The organism is Geobacillus sp. WSUCF1, from assembly GCF_000422025.1.
GTDB lineage: Bacteria > Bacillota > Bacilli > Bacillales > Anoxybacillaceae > Geobacillus > Geobacillus zalihae.
In genome coordinates, this window is record NZ_ATCO01000076.1 from 1 (window position 1) to 17622 (window position 17622).

The 17622-nt window shown below is 55.3% G+C and carries 8 protein-coding genes and 4 pseudogenes; 11 read left to right on the forward strand and 1 reads right to left on the reverse strand.

Features of this window, described 5'->3' with window-relative positions; all coding sequences use genetic code 11:
* Nucleotides 1-128: 128 nt before the first annotated feature.
* Together I656_RS08190 and I656_RS0115530 are read left to right on the forward strand one after the other, a co-directional pair.
* The gene (locus I656_RS08190; protein WP_020755018.1) at nt 129-845 is read left to right on the forward strand and encodes an AzlC family ABC transporter permease; all 717 of its coding nucleotides are present in this window, start codon (nt 129-131) and stop codon (nt 843-845) included.
* On the forward strand, nt 838-1251 hold the full coding sequence (locus I656_RS0115530; protein WP_020755019.1) for an AzlD domain-containing protein: 414 nt from the start codon (nt 838-840) through the stop codon (nt 1249-1251). Before I656_RS08190 ends, I656_RS0115530 begins: the two co-directional genes overlap by 8 nt.
* Here I656_RS0115530 and I656_RS0115535 read toward each other — a convergent pair.
* Nucleotides 1206-1797: pseudogene (locus tag I656_RS0115535) on the reverse strand (SCO family protein). The gene I656_RS0115530 and the pseudogene I656_RS0115535 overlap by 46 nt on opposite strands.
* A 193-nt stretch (nt 1798-1990) precedes the next feature.
* On the opposite strand from I656_RS0115535, the gene aceA reads away from it, so the two are divergent.
* The 9 genes and pseudogenes from aceA (at nt 1991) to I656_RS0115550 (ending at nt 17532) form a co-directional block, all read left to right on the forward strand.
* Nucleotides 1991-3277 (forward strand): isocitrate lyase, encoded by a 1287-nt coding sequence (aceA, locus tag I656_RS08185; RefSeq protein ID WP_033005585.1) that lies wholly within the window; start codon nt 1991-1993, stop codon nt 3275-3277.
* A gap of 106 nt (nt 3278-3383) precedes the next feature.
* On the forward strand, nt 3384-3578 hold the full coding sequence (locus I656_RS08180; RefSeq protein ID WP_013146212.1) for a hypothetical protein: 195 nt from the start codon (nt 3384-3386) through the stop codon (nt 3576-3578).
* Nucleotides 3579-3698: 120 nt separating this feature from the next.
* Nucleotides 3699-4232, forward strand: a complete 534-nt coding sequence (locus I656_RS08175) for a competence protein ComK (protein WP_013146211.1) — start codon at nt 3699-3701, stop codon at nt 4230-4232.
* 249 nt (nt 4233-4481) lie between these two features.
* A pseudogene (locus I656_RS0115540) lies at nt 4482-4957 on the forward strand (TVP38/TMEM64 family protein).
* Entirely contained in the window at nt 4954-5502 is a 549-nt protein-coding gene (lepB, locus tag I656_RS08170) for a signal peptidase I (RefSeq protein ID WP_011230183.1), read from the forward strand. The pseudogene I656_RS0115540 and the gene lepB overlap by 4 nt, the downstream one beginning before the upstream one ends.
* A gap of 256 nt (nt 5503-5758) precedes the next feature.
* A pseudogene (addB, locus tag I656_RS0115545) lies at nt 5759-9261 on the forward strand (helicase-exonuclease AddAB subunit AddB).
* On the forward strand, nt 9262-12990 hold the full coding sequence (gene addA, locus I656_RS08165) for a helicase-exonuclease AddAB subunit AddA (protein WP_020755029.1): 3729 nt from the start codon (nt 9262-9264) through the stop codon (nt 12988-12990). It begins immediately after the preceding pseudogene.
* Nucleotides 12991-13010: 20 nt separating this feature from the next.
* A complete protein-coding gene (locus I656_RS08160; protein ID WP_033005587.1) occupies nt 13011-14189 on the forward strand; it encodes an exonuclease SbcCD subunit D in 1179 nt (392 codons plus the stop codon).
* Nucleotides 14186-17532, forward strand: a pseudogene (locus I656_RS0115550) (SbcC/MukB-like Walker B domain-containing protein). Before I656_RS08160 ends, I656_RS0115550 begins: the two are co-directional and overlap by 4 nt.
* Nucleotides 17533-17622: the final 90 nt, after the last annotated feature.

Genomic DNA, 17622 nt, shown 5'->3' on the forward strand with positions numbered 1-17622 from the left:
AATAAAGATTTTCCGATTGTTCGATTCTGTTTTCCTTCATAACAAGTCATTTTGATAGAATGCAGCGGGCGCTCTACTGGATGTAAAACAAAGTTTCAACTTATATAGTCAAATGGGGGGATGAATGAATGGAAACGACATGGGCAGCCGGCAAGATGGCGCCGTTTCGCCAAGGGGTGCAAGCAGGAGCAGCGATTGCCATCGGCTACATGCCGATCGCGCTGGCGTTTGGGCTGCTCGCCAAGACAACCGGACTGACGTTCGCCGAGACCGTGCTCATGAGCATCGTCGTCTTCGCCGGCGCCTCGCAATATATCTCATTAAGTCTGCTTGCCGCTGGCACCGGGGTGTTTGAAATCGTGTTGACGACATTCGTATTGAACATTCGCCATTTTTTAATGTCGGCGTCCCTTAATGAAAAGGCTGAGCCGGACGCACTTTGGAAAAAAGCGCTGTACGCCTTTGGCATTACCGATGAGACGTTTTCGGTGGCGGCGATGAAAGAAGGAACGATCAACGCCTCGTATATGTTTGGGCTCATTGCCATGGCGTATGGCAGCTGGGTCGTCAACTCGGGCATTGGTTATGCCGCTGGGTCCGGTTTGCCGGAAAGTTTGCAAGAAAGTATGTCCATTGCCTTGTATGCCATGTTTATCGGCTTGCTCGTTCCAGCGTTGAAAAAGCAGCGGAAAATCGTCTGGCTGGCGGGGCTGTCGGCTTTATTCAACTCGATCGGCACGTTTGCCCTTCACTTGTCGAAAGGCTGGTCGATCGTGTTGGCTACATTGTTGTCGGCCATCATCGTTCAATGGCTGACGAAGGAAGGGGGAAACGGCGGTGAATAGCGCGATCGTATGGATGATCATCGGCATGGGGATCGTGACGTATTTGCCGCGCCTGTTGCCGTTTGTGTTGCTCGGCGGCGTCGAGCTGCCGTCGTTTTGGCAAGGAGTGCTGAAAAATGTGCCGTATGCGGTGCTTGGGGCGCTCATTATTCCGGACGTTTTTTTCATCCAAGATGATCTTTCGTTCGGTGTCATCGGTTTTGTAGCGGCCGTCATCACAGCCTGGCTTGGGGCCAATGTCATGATCGTCGTGCTTGCGGCGGTTGCGGCGCTCAGCTGTATTCGTTATTTGTTTAAAAAGGGAAGCGGACATCGCTTCCTCTTTTCCTTTTGCGACAGGTATGCAAACTTACTGCATGGTTATGACAATTCCTCCATAATCGCCTCGTATACCTCATCGACATGAAATCGAGATGTCCCCATGCCGATTTGTTTGACGACACGCCCGTTGCGGCCAAGCAAGTAGGCGAGCGTCGTGTGTACGATCATGCCGTTGCCCGGGTCGCGGTATTGAAAGTGGAAGGCGTCCGCTACTTTTTTCGTGTCTGCTTCGCTGCCGCGCAAAAACTCCCAACCTTGTCCGTCGCTCATGACTCCAAACGCATTGGCATATGTCTGCAGCTTTTCATTCGTATCGCGCGCCGGGTCGATCGTGATCGTGATGAATTCCACCTTGCTCCCAAATACCCCGGCTTTTTTTTAGGCGATCGCGCAGTTTTGCCATTTGTGCTGTCGTATTCGGACAAAGATCCGGACAGTTTGTATAAATAAACTCGACAAGCCGCACTTTCGGCGGAAGGTCGCCAAACTCGTATGATTTTCCCCATGCTGTTTCCATCGTCACGTCATTTGGAAGCCGCATCGTCGATGGCTGGTAGACAGCAAAGTACAGGATGCCGACGCTGATGCCGATGATGACAAGAGAGGCAGCTAACGTATACCATTTTTTCACTATTCATCACTCCTCAATATGATCATATCAAAAAGATTAGCGAAAAAATCGCGATGTTTATGAACAATATGCGACTATTTTCCCAATTAAAAAAAGTTTCAAAAAAAGGCTTGCACTTTTGTTTTTCTGTTATATAATAAAATCGTAAATATAAACAATGTAATATAACAATAGAGAGATGGGGGAAGGAAAAATGGCGTCATTTGCTGAACGTGTCCGGCAATTAGAAGAAAGTTGGAAAAATGAGGAGCGCTGGAAAGGGATCGTCCGTCCGTACAGCGCGGAGGATGTCATTAAACTGCGCGGCTCGCTTGACATCGAGTATACGCTCGCTCGACGCGGGGCGGAAAAATTATGGAAGCTGCTTCATACAGAGGATTACGTCGCGGCCCTTGGCGCGCTGACCGGAAATCAGGCGGTGCAGCAAGTGAAAGCAGGCTTGAAGGCGATTTATTTAAGCGGCTGGCAAGTGGCGGCCGACGCCAACCTCGCTGGACAGATGTATCCGGACCAAAGCCTGTATCCGTCCAACAGCGTTCCGCATGTCGTCAAGCGAATCAATCAAGCGTTGCAGCGCGCGGATCAAATTCAATACTTAGAAGGCAGCGGGGACGTGGACTACTTTGTGCCGATCGTCGCTGACGCTGAGGCGGGGTTCGGCGGCCAACTGAACGTCTTTGAGCTCATGAAGGCAATGATTGAAGCCGGAGCGGCTGGCGTCCATTTTGAAGACCAGCTGTCATCGGAGAAAAAATGCGGCCATTTAGGCGGCAAAGTGCTTTTGCCGACGCAAACGGCGATTCGCAACTTGATTGCGGCGCGGTTGGCCGCCGATGTCATGGGGGTTCCGACGGTGCTCATCGCACGCACCGACGCGAACGCTGCTGACTTGATCACAAGCGACATCGACCCGCGCGATCAAGCGTTTATCACTGGAGAACGGACACCGGAAGGATTCTATCGCACAAGAGCCGGTTTGGATCAAGCGATCGCCCGCGGGCTTGCCTATGCGCCGTATGCCGACCTCATTTGGTGTGAGACGAGCGAGCCGAATTTGGATGAGGCGCGCCGGTTTGCCGAAGCGATTCATGAAAAATTCCCAGGCAAGCTGCTGGCGTACAACTGCTCGCCGTCGTTCAACTGGAAGAAAAAATTGGACGACGAAACGATCGCCAAATTCCAGCAAGAGCTCGGCAAAATGGGATACAAGTTCCAATTTGTCACTTTGGCTGGCTTCCATGCGCTCAACTACAGCATGTTCGAACTGGCGCGCGGCTACAAAGAGCGAGGCATGGCGGCGTATGCCGAGCTGCAGCAAGCGGAATTTGCCGCCGAGAAGTACGGCTACACGGCGACGCGCCATCAGCGCGAAGTCGGCACGGGCTATTTCGACGAAGTCGCCCAAGTGATCTCTGGCGGCCAATCGTCAACAGTCGCTTTGAAAGGATCGACCGAAGAAGAACAGTTTACGACAGCTTAATGCAAACCGATCACAAACGAAGACGAAAGCCCGGCGTGGCCGGGCTTTTTTCGTGTATAAAAAGGAAAAAGATGGAGCATCCTATAAGACATAGGGAGGCGATGTGATGGAAAAGAATCAAGGCGACCTGCCGGAGCTGATGCCCGCTGAGTTTCGCGTCAGCACGGATCTTCATGTTGAGCAATGGTTGATGGATGAAGAGACGTATGCTGGCGACTCGGTCGGCGAGCATACCGCGTTGGAACAGGCGAATGAATATTTAGCGTCCAAAGAAATCGGTCAAACGTTTGAAAACTCTTAGAACACCCATGACGATTGTCATGGGTTTTTTTAATAGATTTTTTGCAAAATATAGAAAAATATAACTTCTGATGGTATGATAGGAGTAGTGGGTGAGTTGATTAAGAGAGGAGACGAACGGATGAAAGTCAATGAATTCATTGTCTTGGAGCAATTCATCGTAAGCCGTTATACGATGGCGATTCTCCCATACTTTTTAAACAGCGATGTGTATGCGAAAGTCATTGAGGAGGACGGCGAATATATCATCAAACAAACGCCGATGGACATTATTAAACATAGTTGCGATTACTATGGAAGCAGCTTTCAAGGGAGAAAAGAAGGAACAAAAGCCGTCATTGGCATCACCCATAAAGCGCCGATCGCCATTGAACCAGCCAATGAAATTTACGTATTTCCAACCGCCTCTCCGCGTGACTCCCGCTGCGTTTGGCTCTCGCACATGCACGTTTATCGGTATGAGCCTGCCAAATATGAGCGGACCATCGTTTATTTCCGCAACGGAAAAAGCATATCCCTCGATGTTTCCTGCAAATCGTTCATCAACCAGTTATACCGAACGGCTCAACTGCGGACAAAATTATCCGAGCGGATGGAAGCGAGGGAGCGCAAACTCCAATACATATTTCGCATGCAGCAAGAAAAACAGAGTTAGCTGAATAAATTGATAAAAATGGTTTTTCCTAAAGATGAGTTCAAATTAGGCGCCTGGACGTGTAAAATAAAGATATAAACGGCATTTGAATGGGGAATAGACATGGATATGGAAACAATCAAACAATGGTTCACGCTCGACAGCATCCTTTCCCTGCTCGAACAATACCGCTCTTTCGGCGTGCTTCCCGGCATCGCAGCGACGTTGCTTGAGTCGTTTTTTCCCATTTTGCCCATGTTCGTCTTCGTGATGGCGAACGCAGCGGCGTTTGGACTATGGAAAGGGTTTCTGATCTCTTGGCTAGGCGCTTCACTTGGCTCGCTCATCGTGTTTTGGCTGACGCGGAAAGTGGGCAGAAGCGTTTTTTTCACTTTGTCCGCCGCCACCCGAAAGTGCGGCAGTTTATGCATTGGATTGAGCGACACGGATTTGGTCCGCTGTTTTTGTTGTATTGCTTTCCGTTCACCCCATCGGCGCTTGTCAATATTGTTGCCGGACTGTCGCGCATCAGCCGCCAGCAGTTTGTATTGGCGGTGCTGCTAGGAAAGATGATCATGGTGTTTACCATCAGTTTTATCGGCTATGACTTGAAGGCGCTCATCCGTCAGCCGCTGCGCACGGCGATGATCGCCGCAGTCGTTCTGTTGCTTTGGTACGCCGGAAAACGGGTGGAAGCGCGATTTTCGTTGACGGAAGAACAAGGCGGCGAGGAGGGCGGGGAGTGACCAAGCAAAAAGAAAAACGAGGCCGCCGATGGCCATGGTTTGTTGCCGTTTGTGTTGTCGCCACGCTTCGGTTGTTCGTGTTCAGCAATTACGTGGTGGAAGGAAAATCGATGATGCCGACGCTAGAGAGCGGCAATTTGCTGATCGTCAATAAGCTTTCCTACGACATCGGGCCTATTCGCCGGTTCGACATTATCGTTTTTCACGCCAACAAAAAGGAAGATTACGTCAAGCGGGTTATCGGCCTGCCTGGCGATCGGATCGCGTACAAAAATGACATCTTGTATGTCAACGGAAAAAAAGTTGACGAACCGTATTTGCGCCCGTATAAGCAAAAGCTGCTTGACGGCAGGCTGACCGGGGATTTTACGCTTGAGGAGGTGACCGGGAAAACACGGGTGCCTCCCGGCTGCATTTTCGTTCTTGGCGACAACCGGCTTAGCAGCTGGGACAGCCGCCATTTTGGGTTTGTCAAAATCAACCAAATTGTCGGCAAGGTGGACTTTCGCTACTGGCCGTTTAAACAGTTCGCCTTTCAATTTTAACCTTAATCTCGAAAGAAGTCTTCCGCTTCTATAACGAAGTGAAGCTTCAGAGACCAATAAATGGATCCTTCGAAGCGAGGTTGTTCAGTCGTCCGACAGTCGCTGACATGTCGGCTGGATCCACAAAAAGAAACAAACGTTAACGTTTCAGATTGCCTCTATATAACCCGCGGCCGGAAGGGCGTTTTTTTCTTCCCAAAAGCGAACATACGTGCTAAAATAAAACAAATAAAGGAAACGAATGGTGGTGGATACAATGTCGCTGCGGTTTTTGCTCGGACGGTCAGGAAGTGGGAAAACGGCTGTCTGCCTCGAAGAAATTCGCCGCCAGTTGCAAGAGGATCCAAAAGGAAGGGCGATCGTCTATCTCGTTCCGGAGCAAATGACATTTCAATGCGAATACGCGTTGATACATACCGAGGGAGTGGACGGGATGATTCGCGCCCAAGTGTTCAGCTTCACCCGTCTCGCTTGGCGCGTGCTGCAGGAAACAGGCGGCATGACCCGGTACCACATTCATGATGTTGGCGTGCAGATGATGATCCGCAAAATTATTGAGCAACGCAAACAAGAGCTGAAACTGTTTGGCCGCGCGGCGGACAAACATGGGTTTATCGAGCAGCTGAACGAAATGATCACCGAATGCAAACGGTATTGCCTGACGCCGGGCGAACTCCGCCGACATGCTGAGGCGTTCGAGGATGGGCCTGATCAACCGGGCCGCCGCTTGCTCGCTGACAAGTTGAGCGATGTCGCGCTTGTGTATGAGGAACTTGAGAAAAGTCTTTCCGGCCACTATCTTGATTCGGAAGATTATTTGCGCTTGCTCGCTGAGCATATTCCGCGCTCAAGTTATTTGCGGGATGCCGATATTTACATCGACGGCTTTCATCATTTCGCGCCGCAAGAATATATGATCATCGAACAGCTTCTTCGCCATTGCCGGCGCGTCACCGTTTGTTTGACGATCGACCGCCCGTATGACGACGGAATGCCGGACGAACTTCATCTCTTTTATTTGCCGGCGCAAACGTACCGCCAGCTGAGGGAGTTGGCGCTAAGCAATGACATTGCGATCGAAGAGCCGATCGTGCTTTCGGCCAACCGACGCATGAAGACAGGGCGCTCGTTCATCTTGAGGCGCAATTTCACCGACGCCCGTTGCTTCCATATGGTGCAAAGACCGATGCCGTCCATCTTTATGAGGCGTCCAATCGCCGAGCGGAAATCGAAGCGGTCGCACGCGAAATCATCCGCCTTGTCCGCGATGAAGGGGCGCGCTATCGCGACATTGCGCTGATCATCCGCCAGACGGAGGCGTACCGCGATCTGGTAAAAACGGTGTTTTTTGATTTTGGGATCCCGTATTTTATGGATGAAAAAGAACCGATGCACCACCACCCGCTCATTGAACTCGTGCGCGCTGCCTTAGAGACGGTCGTGACGCGTTGGCGATATGAAGCGGTGTTTCGGGCGGTGAAAACGGATTTGCTTTTTCCAACGGACGGCGATCTGCACATGTGGCGCGAGGCGGCCGACAAGCTCGAAAACTATGTGCTTGCTTACGGAATCAAAGGGGATAAGTGGACAAACAATGAGCGCTGGGCGTATCGGCGCTATCAGGCGCTTGACGGTTTGAACGTACCACAAACGGATGAAGAGCGGCAGTTTGAGGACATGCTCAATGAATGGCGCGAGGCGTTGGCCGCTCCGCTTCGCCGGTTGGAGCGCCGTCTGCGCCGGGCGGAGGACGGACGCGGGTTTTGTATGGCATTATATCTGTTTTTGGAAGAATTGCAGATTCCAAAAAAACTAGAGAAAATGAGCGCGCAAGCGGAAGCGGACGGCCGCCTCGTTGAAGCGCGCCAGCATGAACAGGCGTGGAACGCCGTCGTCGATTTGCTTGACCAATATGTAGAAATGCTCGGGACAGAATCACTGCCGCTCGCTGAGTTTGTCAAGATTATCGAGGCTGGGCTCGATCGGTTGGAGTTCTCCCTTGTGCCGCCGGCGATGGACCAGGTGATCGTCGCTCAGCTTGATCGCTCTCGTTTAATTGACATCAAGTATGCGTTCGTCATCGGCGCCAACGATGGCGTTATTCCAGCGAAAGTGAAGGAAGACGGGCTGATGGCGGAAGTGGAGCGCGAGCAGCTGCGTGAGTTGGGGGTGGCGCTCGCCCCAGGGGGACGGGAGCAGCTGTTTTATGACCCGTTTTTTGTCTACTTGGCACTTGTTTGTCCGAGCCGGCGGCTGTATGTTACATATCCGCTTGCTGATGGAGAAGGGAAAGCGTTGATGCCGTCGCCGCTCATCAAGCAGCTTACGGAACTGTTTCCGCATGCGCCGGTGCATCTGTGCGGCAACGACCCGTTCGACGCCCCGGCAGAAAAAGCAGAGGCGTTCGTGACCGCGCCGCGGGCGACGCAAACGTATTTGATCAGCCAGCTCCGAGCATGGAAGCGCAACTACGGCATCGATCCGCTTTGGTGGGATGTGTATAACACGTTCATCGGCCATCGGGACTGGAAGGAGCAGGTGCGGCATGCCGTCTCCGCGCTCTTTTATACAAACGGAGCGACGCCGCTCAAAAAACAGTGGAGCCAGCGGCTGTACGGCAAAAAAATTCAGGCGAGCGTCTCGCGCATGGAGCAGTTTCAAAAATGCCCGTACGCCCATTTCGCATCGCATGGGCTGCGGTTGAAAGAGCGCAACGTTTTCCGACTTGAGGCGCCGGATGTTGGGCAATTGTTCCATGCCGCCATCAAGCAAATCGCCGACCGGCTGCGCGAACAGCATCTTGATTGGCGCGAACTGTCAAGACCAGACTGTGAACGGCTGTCGGCCGAAGCGGTCGAGCGAATCGCCCCGCTCATCCAGCAGCAAGTGCTCTCAAGCTCTCATCGCTATGAATATATGAAACGAAAATTGAAACACGTCGTTGCCCGTACAACCCATGTGTTAAGTGAGCATGCGCGGGCGAGCGGTTTCGTTCCGATCGGACTTGAGCTGTCATTCGGCCCCAATGGCGACCTGCCGCCGCTTCGGTTTCGGCTGCCCGACGGAACAGTGATGGAGCTTGTTGGGCGGATCGACCGCGTCGATAAGGCGGAAAGCAGCCAAGGAGTGCTTCTGCGCATTATCGATTACAAATCGAGCGCGAAAACGCTCGATTTGACGGAAGTATATTACGGCCTGGCGCTGCAAATGTTCACCTACCTGGACATCGTGCTGACATATGCCGAACAGCTCGTCGGCCAGCCGGCCTTGCCAGCCGGGGTGCTTTATTTTCACATCCACAATCCGATCGTTCAAGCGAAGCAATGGGTGGATGATGAGGTGGAAATGGCGAAAAAGTTGCTTGAACCGTTTCGGATGCGCGGACTGTTGCTCGCTGACGTCGAGGCGATCCGGTTGATGGACAACCGAACGGAAGACGGACAATGGTCGCTGATTGTGCCCGCTCAGCTTACGAAAAGCGGATCGATCCATTCGCGTTCGTCGGTGGCGAGTCCATCCGACTTTGCCGCGCTCCGCCAGCATGTCCGCCGTTTGTTCATCGACATCGGCGGGCAAATCGCCGACGGCGTCGTGTCGATCGCCCCGTACAAGTTGAAAGATAAAACAGCGTGCGAGTTTTGCGTCTTCAAACCGGTCTGCCAATTTGATGAGGCACTCTCCGGCAACGAATACCGGAAGCTTGCCCCGCAAACGAAGGAAGCGGTCATCGAAAAACTAGCGGAAGGGAAGGAAGGATAAATGAACGCCACGATTCGCCCGAAGCCGGCTGGGAGCCGATGGACGGATGAACAATGGAAGGCGATCGCCGCGGGCGGCCGAGACATTCTTGTCGCCGCGGCGGCCGGATCCGGGAAAACGGCCGTTCTTGTCGAGCGGATCATTCAAAAAGTGACGGCGGAAGAAGGAGCGGTCGATATCGACCGGCTGCTTGTCGTTACCTTTACCAATGCGGCAGCCGCGGAGATGAAAGCAAGAATCGGTGAGGCGCTCGAGCGGGAATTGGCCAAGCGTCCGCATTCGCTCCATTTGCGGCGCCAGCTCAGCCTGCTTCCCCGCGCCGCGATCTCGACGCTCCATTCCTTTTGCTTGGATGTCATTCGCAAATATTACTATTTGCTCGATTTGGATCCGTCGTTTCGCATCGCGGATGAAACGGAAATCGAGCTGTTGAAAGAGGATGTCCTTGAAGAGCTGCTTGAGGAGGAATACGGAAAGCCGGACAACGAGCGGTTTTTCGCCGTCGTGGATGCCTATACGGGCGACCGGAGCGACGCCGAGCTGCAGGAGATGATTGTCGCCCTTTATGAATTTTCCCGCTCCCATCCGGAACCAGATGAATGGTTGGCCGGTTTGGCCTCGATGTATGACGTCGATGAACGGACGGATATCAAGACGCTGCCAGCAGCCCGCTATATCGCGCAACATGCCGCGATGGAGCTGGCGGCGGCCAAACGGCTGATCCGAAGGGCGCTTGAGCTCGCCGAAGAACCGAGCGGGCCGCGGCCGTATGCCGAGCGGCTGCGCGAAGATCTGGAGATGATCGTCAAGTTAGAGGCGCAACTTTCCGGGCCGTGGGCCGAGCTGCATCGCGCGCTAAAGGCGCTGTCGTTTGGGCGGCTGCCGGCCTGCCGCGGCAAGGACTATGACGAGCGGCTGATCGACGAAGCCAAATCGCTGCGCGATCAGGCGAAAAAGAAAGTGGAGGCGCTGCGCGACAATGTGTTTTCGCTCGATCCATCCGTTTGGCTCCGCCATATGAGGGAAATGAAGCCGATCGTTGAAACGATCGCTAACCTTGTCCGCCGTTTTGCCGTCATGTTCCAAGCGGCGAAACGGGAAAAAGGAATCGTTGATTTTTCTGACTTGGAACATTATTGTTTGCATATTTTGCGGCGGCGCGATCCGGAAACGGGCGAATGGCAGCCTTCCTCCGCCGCCTTGGAATACCAGGCGCAGTTTGATGAAGTGCTTGTTGACGAGTATCAAGATACGAACCTCGTTCAAGAAGCGATTTTGCGGATGGTAAAAAAAGGAAGTGAACGAACAGGCAATTTGTTTATGGTCGGCGACGTGAAACAGTCGATTTACCGATTCCGCCTTGCCGAGCCGATGCTGTTTTTGGACAAATACAAACGATTCACCGCCGACGGGGAAGAAGGGGGGATGAAAATCGACCTCGCGAGCAACTTCCGCAGCCGCCGCGAAGTGCTTGACGGGACGAATTTTCTGTTTGCGCAACTCATGGGGGAAACCGTCGGCGAAATGGTTTACGACGAAGCGGCGCAGCTGAAATACGGCGCCGATTACCCGGAAGGGGAGGATGCGGCGCCGGAAGTCATGATCATCAACCGGCAGCGTGCGGCGGAAGAGGACGAAGAGGAAGCGGCTGAATGGGAAGCGGCGGAGCTCGAGGCGCGGCTGATGGCGAAAAAAATCAAAGAGATCGTTTCCGCTCCGTTTTATGTATACGATCGTTCGAGCGGGCAGCCGCGGCGCGCCATGTACCGTGACATCGTCATCCTTGTCCGCTCGATGACGAATGCGCCGGAGATGATCGAGCAGTTGCAGGCGCAAGGCATCCCGGCGGCCGCGGATTTGTCATCCGGCTATTTTCAGGCGACGGAAATTTCGATCATGCTCTCACTGTTAAAAGTGATCGACAACCCGCACCAAGACATTCCGCTCGCCGCGGTGCTCCGGTCGCCGCTCTTTCGTTTTGACGAGAATGAGCTCGCCATGATTCGCCTCGCCGATCCAAAGGGCACGTTTTATGAAGCGCTCTGTTCGTTTCGGCAAAAGCCGGCGGAAACAAAAGAGGAGGCCAACGCCCAAAGGAAAGCGGCGGCTTTCTTAGAGCGGCTCGAGGGCTGGCGTACGATGGCGCGCCGCCGCTCATTAGCTGATCTCATTTGGCAGCTGTACCGCGATACGCAATTTTACGATTTTGTCGGCGCACTGCCGGGCGGCAGGCAACGGCAGGCGAACTTGCGCGCTTTGTACGACCGCGCGCGGCAGTACGAGTCGACGTCGTTTCGCGGCTTGTTTCGCTTTCTTCGCTTCATCGAGCGGCTGCAAGAGCGCGGCGACGATTTAGGGGCGGCCCGGCCGCTCGGCGAGCAGGAAGACGTCGTGCGCATCATGACGATTCACAGCAGCAAAGGATTGGAATTTCCGATCGTGTTTCTCGCTGGGCTGGCTCGTCCGTTTCATACACGTGATTTGCACCACCCATATTTGCTCGATAAAGAGCTGGGCTTTGCCGCCCGCTTTGTCCACCCGCGGCTGCGCATCAGTTATCCGACGCTGCCGCTGTTGGCCATCCAAACGAAAAAGCGGCTTGAACTGCTCGCGGAGGAGATGCGCATTTTGTATGTCGCGCTCACAAGGGCAAAAGAGAAGCTGTATTTGTTGGCGTCGGTCAACGATGCGGCCAAGGAGATTGAAAAATGGAAAAGCGCTGCTTCGGAACGCGGCTGGCTTCTCCCCGACGATGTGCGGGCTTCGGCCCGCTCCTACTTGGATTGGATCGGCCGGGCGCTCATCCGTCATCGGGATGGGGGGGCGCTTGCGGGAACGAAGGCGCCTGAAGAGGTCGCCTCTCACCCGTCTGTATGGCGTGTCGCCATCGTGCCGGCCGCCGATTTGCGCGGCGCAGAGGCTGCGAGGGAGGAGATGGATGGCGGCGTGCTTCTTGCCCTCGAACAAGGCCGACCCGTTCCCGTAGAAGGAGGGTGGCAGAAGGAGGTCAAACGCCGCTTGTTGTGGCGGTATTCGTATGAGAAAGAAACGGCCGTGCGCGCCAAGCAATCGGTGTCAGAACTCAAAGAACAGCGCGCGCTCTTTGGCGAGCAAGCGGACGAATGGCGGCCGCGCCAAGGGACGGCTCCGGTGTTTTCCCGGCCGCGTTTTATGCAGGAGAAAACGTTGACGCCGGCCGAAAAAGGGACGGCGCTCCATGTCGTCATGCGCCATCTCGATTTGCAAGCGCCGCTTGATGAATCGTGGATCCGCAGTCAGATCGTCCGCCTTGTCGAAAAAGAGCTGCTGTCGGCAGAACAAGCAGAGGCGGTCGATCCAGCGGCCATCGCTGCCTTTTTCACTGCAGATCTTGGCCGCCGCCTTTGCGCCGCCCGCGAAGTGCACCGTGAAGTGCCGTTCAGCTTGGGGCTTAAAGCGGCTGAACTGTACGGCGGCGAAGGGACGGAAAGCGGCCGGCGCGTCCTCGTGCAAGGGGTGATCGACTGCGTGTTTGCCGACGAATGCGGCTATGTGATGATTGACTATAAAACGGATGAAGTCGTCCACCGTTTTGCTGGGCAAAAGGAAGAAGCGGCTCGTTTTCTGCTCGGCCGCTACGGGACGCAAATGCGCTTGTACCGGCGGGCCATCGAGCAAATTTGGCGTGCGCCGGTGGCGGAATGCTATTTGTATTCGTTTGACGGCGGGTTTGTTGTGGCTGTTGAGTGATGCAAGGGGGGAAAGAGAGAATGCGGATTTTGCATACCGCGGACTGGCATTTTGGGAGAACGCTCGAGGGGCGGAGTCGGATGGCCGAGCAAGAGGCATTTGTTGATGAGCTTGTGGAGATTGTCAAGAAAGAACAAATCGACATCATCCTTGTGGCCGGCGATGTATTCGACTCCGTCAATCCGCCGGCGGCTGCGGAACAACTGTTTTATGAAAGCCTCGCCCGCCTGTCCGACAAAGGACGCCGCCCGGTGGCAGTCATCAGCGGCAACCACGACCACCCCGACCGGATCAGCGCTGCCCGGACGTTGATGTGTGCGCACAACATTTTTCTTTTCGGCCGCCCGCAAGCGGCTGTTTGCCGGATTGACGTTCCATCGTGCGGCGAAACGATGATGCTTGCTCCGTTGGCCTATCCGTCCGAATCGCGCCTCGCCGAGCTGTTGTCATCCGACTGTAAAGAGACGACGATGCGCGATCGGTACGATGACCGCATCCGCGCCCTATTAGCGGCGATGGCCGCCTCGTTCACGGCGGAGACCGTCAATATCGCGATGAGCCATCTTTACGTTGCCGGCGGACGTACGTCCGATTCCGAGCGGCCGATTGAAGTCGGCGGCGCTTATACGGTGGCGGCTGAGAGCTTGCCGAAAGCCGCGCAATATGTGGCGCTTGGCCATCTGCACCGGCCGCAGGATGTCAAGCAGGCAAAGACGGCGGCGCGCTATTCCGGCTCGCCGTTGGCGTACAGCTTTTCCGAAGCCGGTCAAGCCAAATCGGTCACGGTCGTTGACGTGCATCCAGGCAGGAAGGCCAAGGTGGCGGAGATACCGCTCGTTGCCGGCAAACCGCTCATCCGTTGGAAGGCGACAGAGGGGCTCGCTCAAGTATACCGCTGGTGTGAGGAAGGAAGAGACCGATCAAGCTGGATCGATTTGGAGATTCATGTGACCGAGTCGTTGACAATGGAAGAAATTGATCGGCTGCGTAAGCTTCATCCCGGATTTGTCCACATTCGCCCGGTGCTTCCCAATCGGGTGGAAGAGATGATGGAAATGAGCCGCGAGCCGCTTTCACTTGAAGAAATGTTTCACCGCTTTTACGAACGGCAGACTGGGGGACAAACGCCGGATGAAGAGCTCGTCCGCCTCTTTTTGGAGCTGGCGGCGGAAGAAGAGAAGGAAGGGGAGGGAGAATGAAGCCGATCTCGCTGACGATCGCCGGGCTTCATAGCTTTCGTGAAAAGCAGACGATCGATTTCACCGCACTGTGTGAGGGCGGTGTGTTCGGCATTTTCGGGCCGACTGGAAGCGGCAAATCAACGATTTTAGACGCCATGACGCTCGCCTTGTTCGGCAGCGTCGAGCGGGCGGCCAACCGCACGCAGGCGATCATCAACCACGCGGAGCAAGAGTTGTTTGTCTCGTTTACGTTTGAGCTGGAAAATGCGGCAGGAGCGAAACGGTATACAGTCGAACGAAGCTTAAAAAAAAGTGGACGAATGGCGGACGCGCAGCGCCGTTTGCCGCCTAATCGAGCATCGGTCCGAGCCGGTCGTGCTCGCCGATAAACTGTCGGAGGTGGACAAGGCGATCGAGCAATTGCTCGGCTTGACGATGGAGGATTTCACCCGGGCGGTCGTCTTGCCGCAAGGAAAATTTGCCGAATTTTTATCGCTCAAAGGGTCGGAGCGGCGGCAAATGCTGCAGCGCCTCTTCCATCTTGAGCGGTATGGCGATCAGTTGAATAAAAAGTTGAAAGACCGGCTTGCCGCCGCTCGGCAAGAATGGGAAAAAATCGAAGCGGAAAAAGCGGGGCTTGGCGATGCTTCAAAAGCAGCGCTCGAGCAGGCAGAGGCGGATGTGCGGGAGCTCGCGGGGCTGTTTGCCAAGCGAAAAAAAGAGCTTGAGGAAGTCGAAGCAGATGTGGAACGAACAAAACAACGATGGGCGTGGCAGCAAGAAAAAGAAGCGGTCGAACAAGAGCTCGCCGCGCTGCGCCAACATGAATCCGCCATCCGCGAGCTTGAGGCGAAAAAGGAGCGCGCCGAGCAAGCAGAGCGCATCTGGCCGTATTGGGAGCAGTGCGAGCAGGCATGTCGCTTGCGGGCAGAGGCGTTTCGTCGGTATGAAGGACTGGCGCGTCGGTTAGAAGAAGCCCAATTGAGCTATGAAGAAGCGGCGCGGCGTTATGAACGGGCGCGCCAAGAAAAGGCGCAGCGCGAACCGGAATTGCTCGTCCAGATGGAACGGCTGCGGCAGGCGGCGCAGCTTGAGCAGCAAATGGAAGTGCTTGGACAGGAGCTCGCAGCTCTTCGTGAAGAGAGGAAGCGACTCATTGCCCAGGAGAAGGCAGCTGCACGCCGGTTTGAAGAGGCGTCGGTCTGGTATGAGCGCGGCGCGAAGCGGCAGCGGGAGTTGAAAGAAGAACTGAAACAGCATGAAGAGGCGCTGGATGGAAAAGATGAGGCAGAGCGGGCGTACAGGCAGAAGCAGCATATTGAGCAAGCGGCGTCAGCCATCGCTCGCGTCGATGCCCAACTTCAGCAAAAGGAGGCCGTTTGGCGTCGGGCGAAAGAGGAAAAGTTGGAGCGGGAACGCCGATCAGCCGCTGTCGGCTCCCGGCTTCAAGAGCTGTTCCGGCGTGTGGAGCGGACGTATCGTTTCGTCTGCTGGCGGCAGCAGGACGCTGAAAAACAATTGTATACGTTGCAGAAAACCATGGAGGCGGAGCGACAGCGAGCCGAAGAAGCGCGGACGGCGCAACTCGCCTCCGCCTTGGCTGAGCGGCTCCGTCCCGGCGAGCCGTGTCCAGTGTGCGGATCGCGCGAGCATCCGCATCCGGCCGCCGCACCGCACGATGTCCAACTTGAGCGTCTGTCCGAGCTTGAGGCAGAGCGGCAGCGGTATGAACAAGATTGGCAAATGATCATTTCGTTCAAGGCGCAGCTCGAGCAGCTTGCCGAGCTGGCGGCAGGCCATGAAGCGCCGCCTGTGTTTGCCGAAAGCCGATCGGTGGAGGAGGTCGTCGACCTCACTGTGGAAGTGCGGGCGCTTGCGCAAGATGTCATTGAATTGAAAGAAGCGGCCTACCGGGTGCTTGCCCAATGGAATGAAGCCGAGTCAGCGCGGCGCGAAGCGGAGAAAGCGTGCCAATGGATAGCGGCGGACATCGAAGCGCTGCAAGTTGAAAAGCAGCGGCTGGAGGAAGAGCGGCGGCAACTTGAACAGCAATGGCGGCAGATGTATCCTTTCCATTCGCTTGAGACGATCGATGCGGTGTATGAACAGCTGTGTGAACTGGAAAACGTGCGGCGCGACGTGCAAAAACGGCTGGAGGACAGCGTGCTGTTTTTAGAGGAAAAACAGCGGGCGAAAGAGGAAGCGGCCAAAGAGCGGAGCCGGCTTGAGACGGAGCGGGTGCGTCTTGACTCGCTGATTAGTGCCAAACAGCAGCAATGGAACGAATATGAGCGGCAACGGGGCGAGAAGGCGGGGGAAGGTCCTGCGGCCGTGCAGCTTCAGAAGGCGGAGGACGAATGGCGCCAGCTGCAAAACGGCGAGCAACAGGCGTATGAGGCCTGGCAGCGAGCCCAGCGGGAATATCAAATGCTTGAAAGCGAAACAAAAGCAGCCAAGCAGGCGTGGGAAGAAGGCGTCCGCCGCGAAGAAGAGGCGCTCGCTCGCTGGCGCGGCGCGCTTTTGGACACCATGTTTGCCGATGCCGAACAAGTCAAGCAAGCAAAGGCGGAAAAAGCGCAGCGAGATGAATGGGATGAGGCAATCCGCCGCTATTGGCGCCAAATCGGGCAAGCCGAACATCGCCTCGCCCAGCTGGCCGCCGCCATCGGGGGGGGCGGCGGTGAGCGCTGAACAATGGGAGACGATGCAGCGTGTATACGCCGAGTTGAAGGGGCAAGTGGAGGCGATGACGCAGCAGCTTGGGGCGGCTCAAGCGAAGGTGGAAGAGTTGAGAAAAAAACATAGCCGCTTTGTTGAACTGGAGGAGAAGCAGACGGAGCTCAGCCGGCGCATCGAGCGGTATAAACAGCTGCAGGCGCTGCTTCGCGGCAACAGCTTTGTCGAATTTATGGCTGAAGAGCAGCTCGAGCAAGTCACCGCCATGGCTTCGGAACGGCTGCAGCGGCTGACACGGCACCGGTATTCGCTCGAATTGGATTCGCAAGGCGGGTTTCTGATCCGTGATGATGCCAATGGCGGCGTCAGACGGCCGGTATCGACGCTCTCGGGTGGGGAGACATTTTTGACGTCACTGTCGTTGGCGTTGGCGTTATCGGCGCAAATTCAGCTGCGCGGCGAGTATCCGCTCCGCTTTTTCTTCTTGGACGAAGGGTTTGGCACCCTCGATGCTGAGCTGCTTGAGACGGTCATTTCCGCCTTGGAAAAGCTGCATACCGAGCGGCTGGCGGTCGGCGTCATCAGTCATGTACAAGAAATTCGCCACCGTCTGCCGCGACGGCTCATCGTCGAACCGGCTGAACCGTCCGGACGCGGCACGCACGTCTGGCTGGAAATGATGTGAATGGCTCGCCCGTTGAGCTGAACGGGCTTTAGGGGAATAATGGAGAGATGCGGTCGCAAAAGGTTGGTTTCCTTTCGATCAAGCACAATG

Bases quoted from the DNA above. Each gene is read 5' to 3' on its own strand.
- I656_RS08190 (WP_020755018.1), top strand. From the start codon at position 129: ATGGAAACGACATGGGCAGCCGGCAAGATGGCGCCGTTTCGCCAAGGG.
- aceA (WP_033005585.1), top strand. From the start codon at position 1,991: ATGGCGTCATTTGCTGAACGTGTCCGGCAATTAGAAGAAAGTTGGAAA.
- I656_RS08180 (WP_013146212.1), top strand. From the start codon at position 3,384: ATGGAAAAGAATCAAGGCGACCTGCCGGAGCTGATGCCCGCTGAGTTT.
- I656_RS08175 (WP_013146211.1), top strand. From the start codon at position 3,699: ATGAAAGTCAATGAATTCATTGTCTTGGAGCAATTCATCGTAAGCCGT.
- addA (WP_020755029.1), top strand. From the start codon at position 9,262: ATGAACGCCACGATTCGCCCGAAGCCGGCTGGGAGCCGATGGACGGAT.
- I656_RS08160 (WP_033005587.1), top strand. From the start codon at position 13,011: ATGCGGATTTTGCATACCGCGGACTGGCATTTTGGGAGAACGCTCGAG.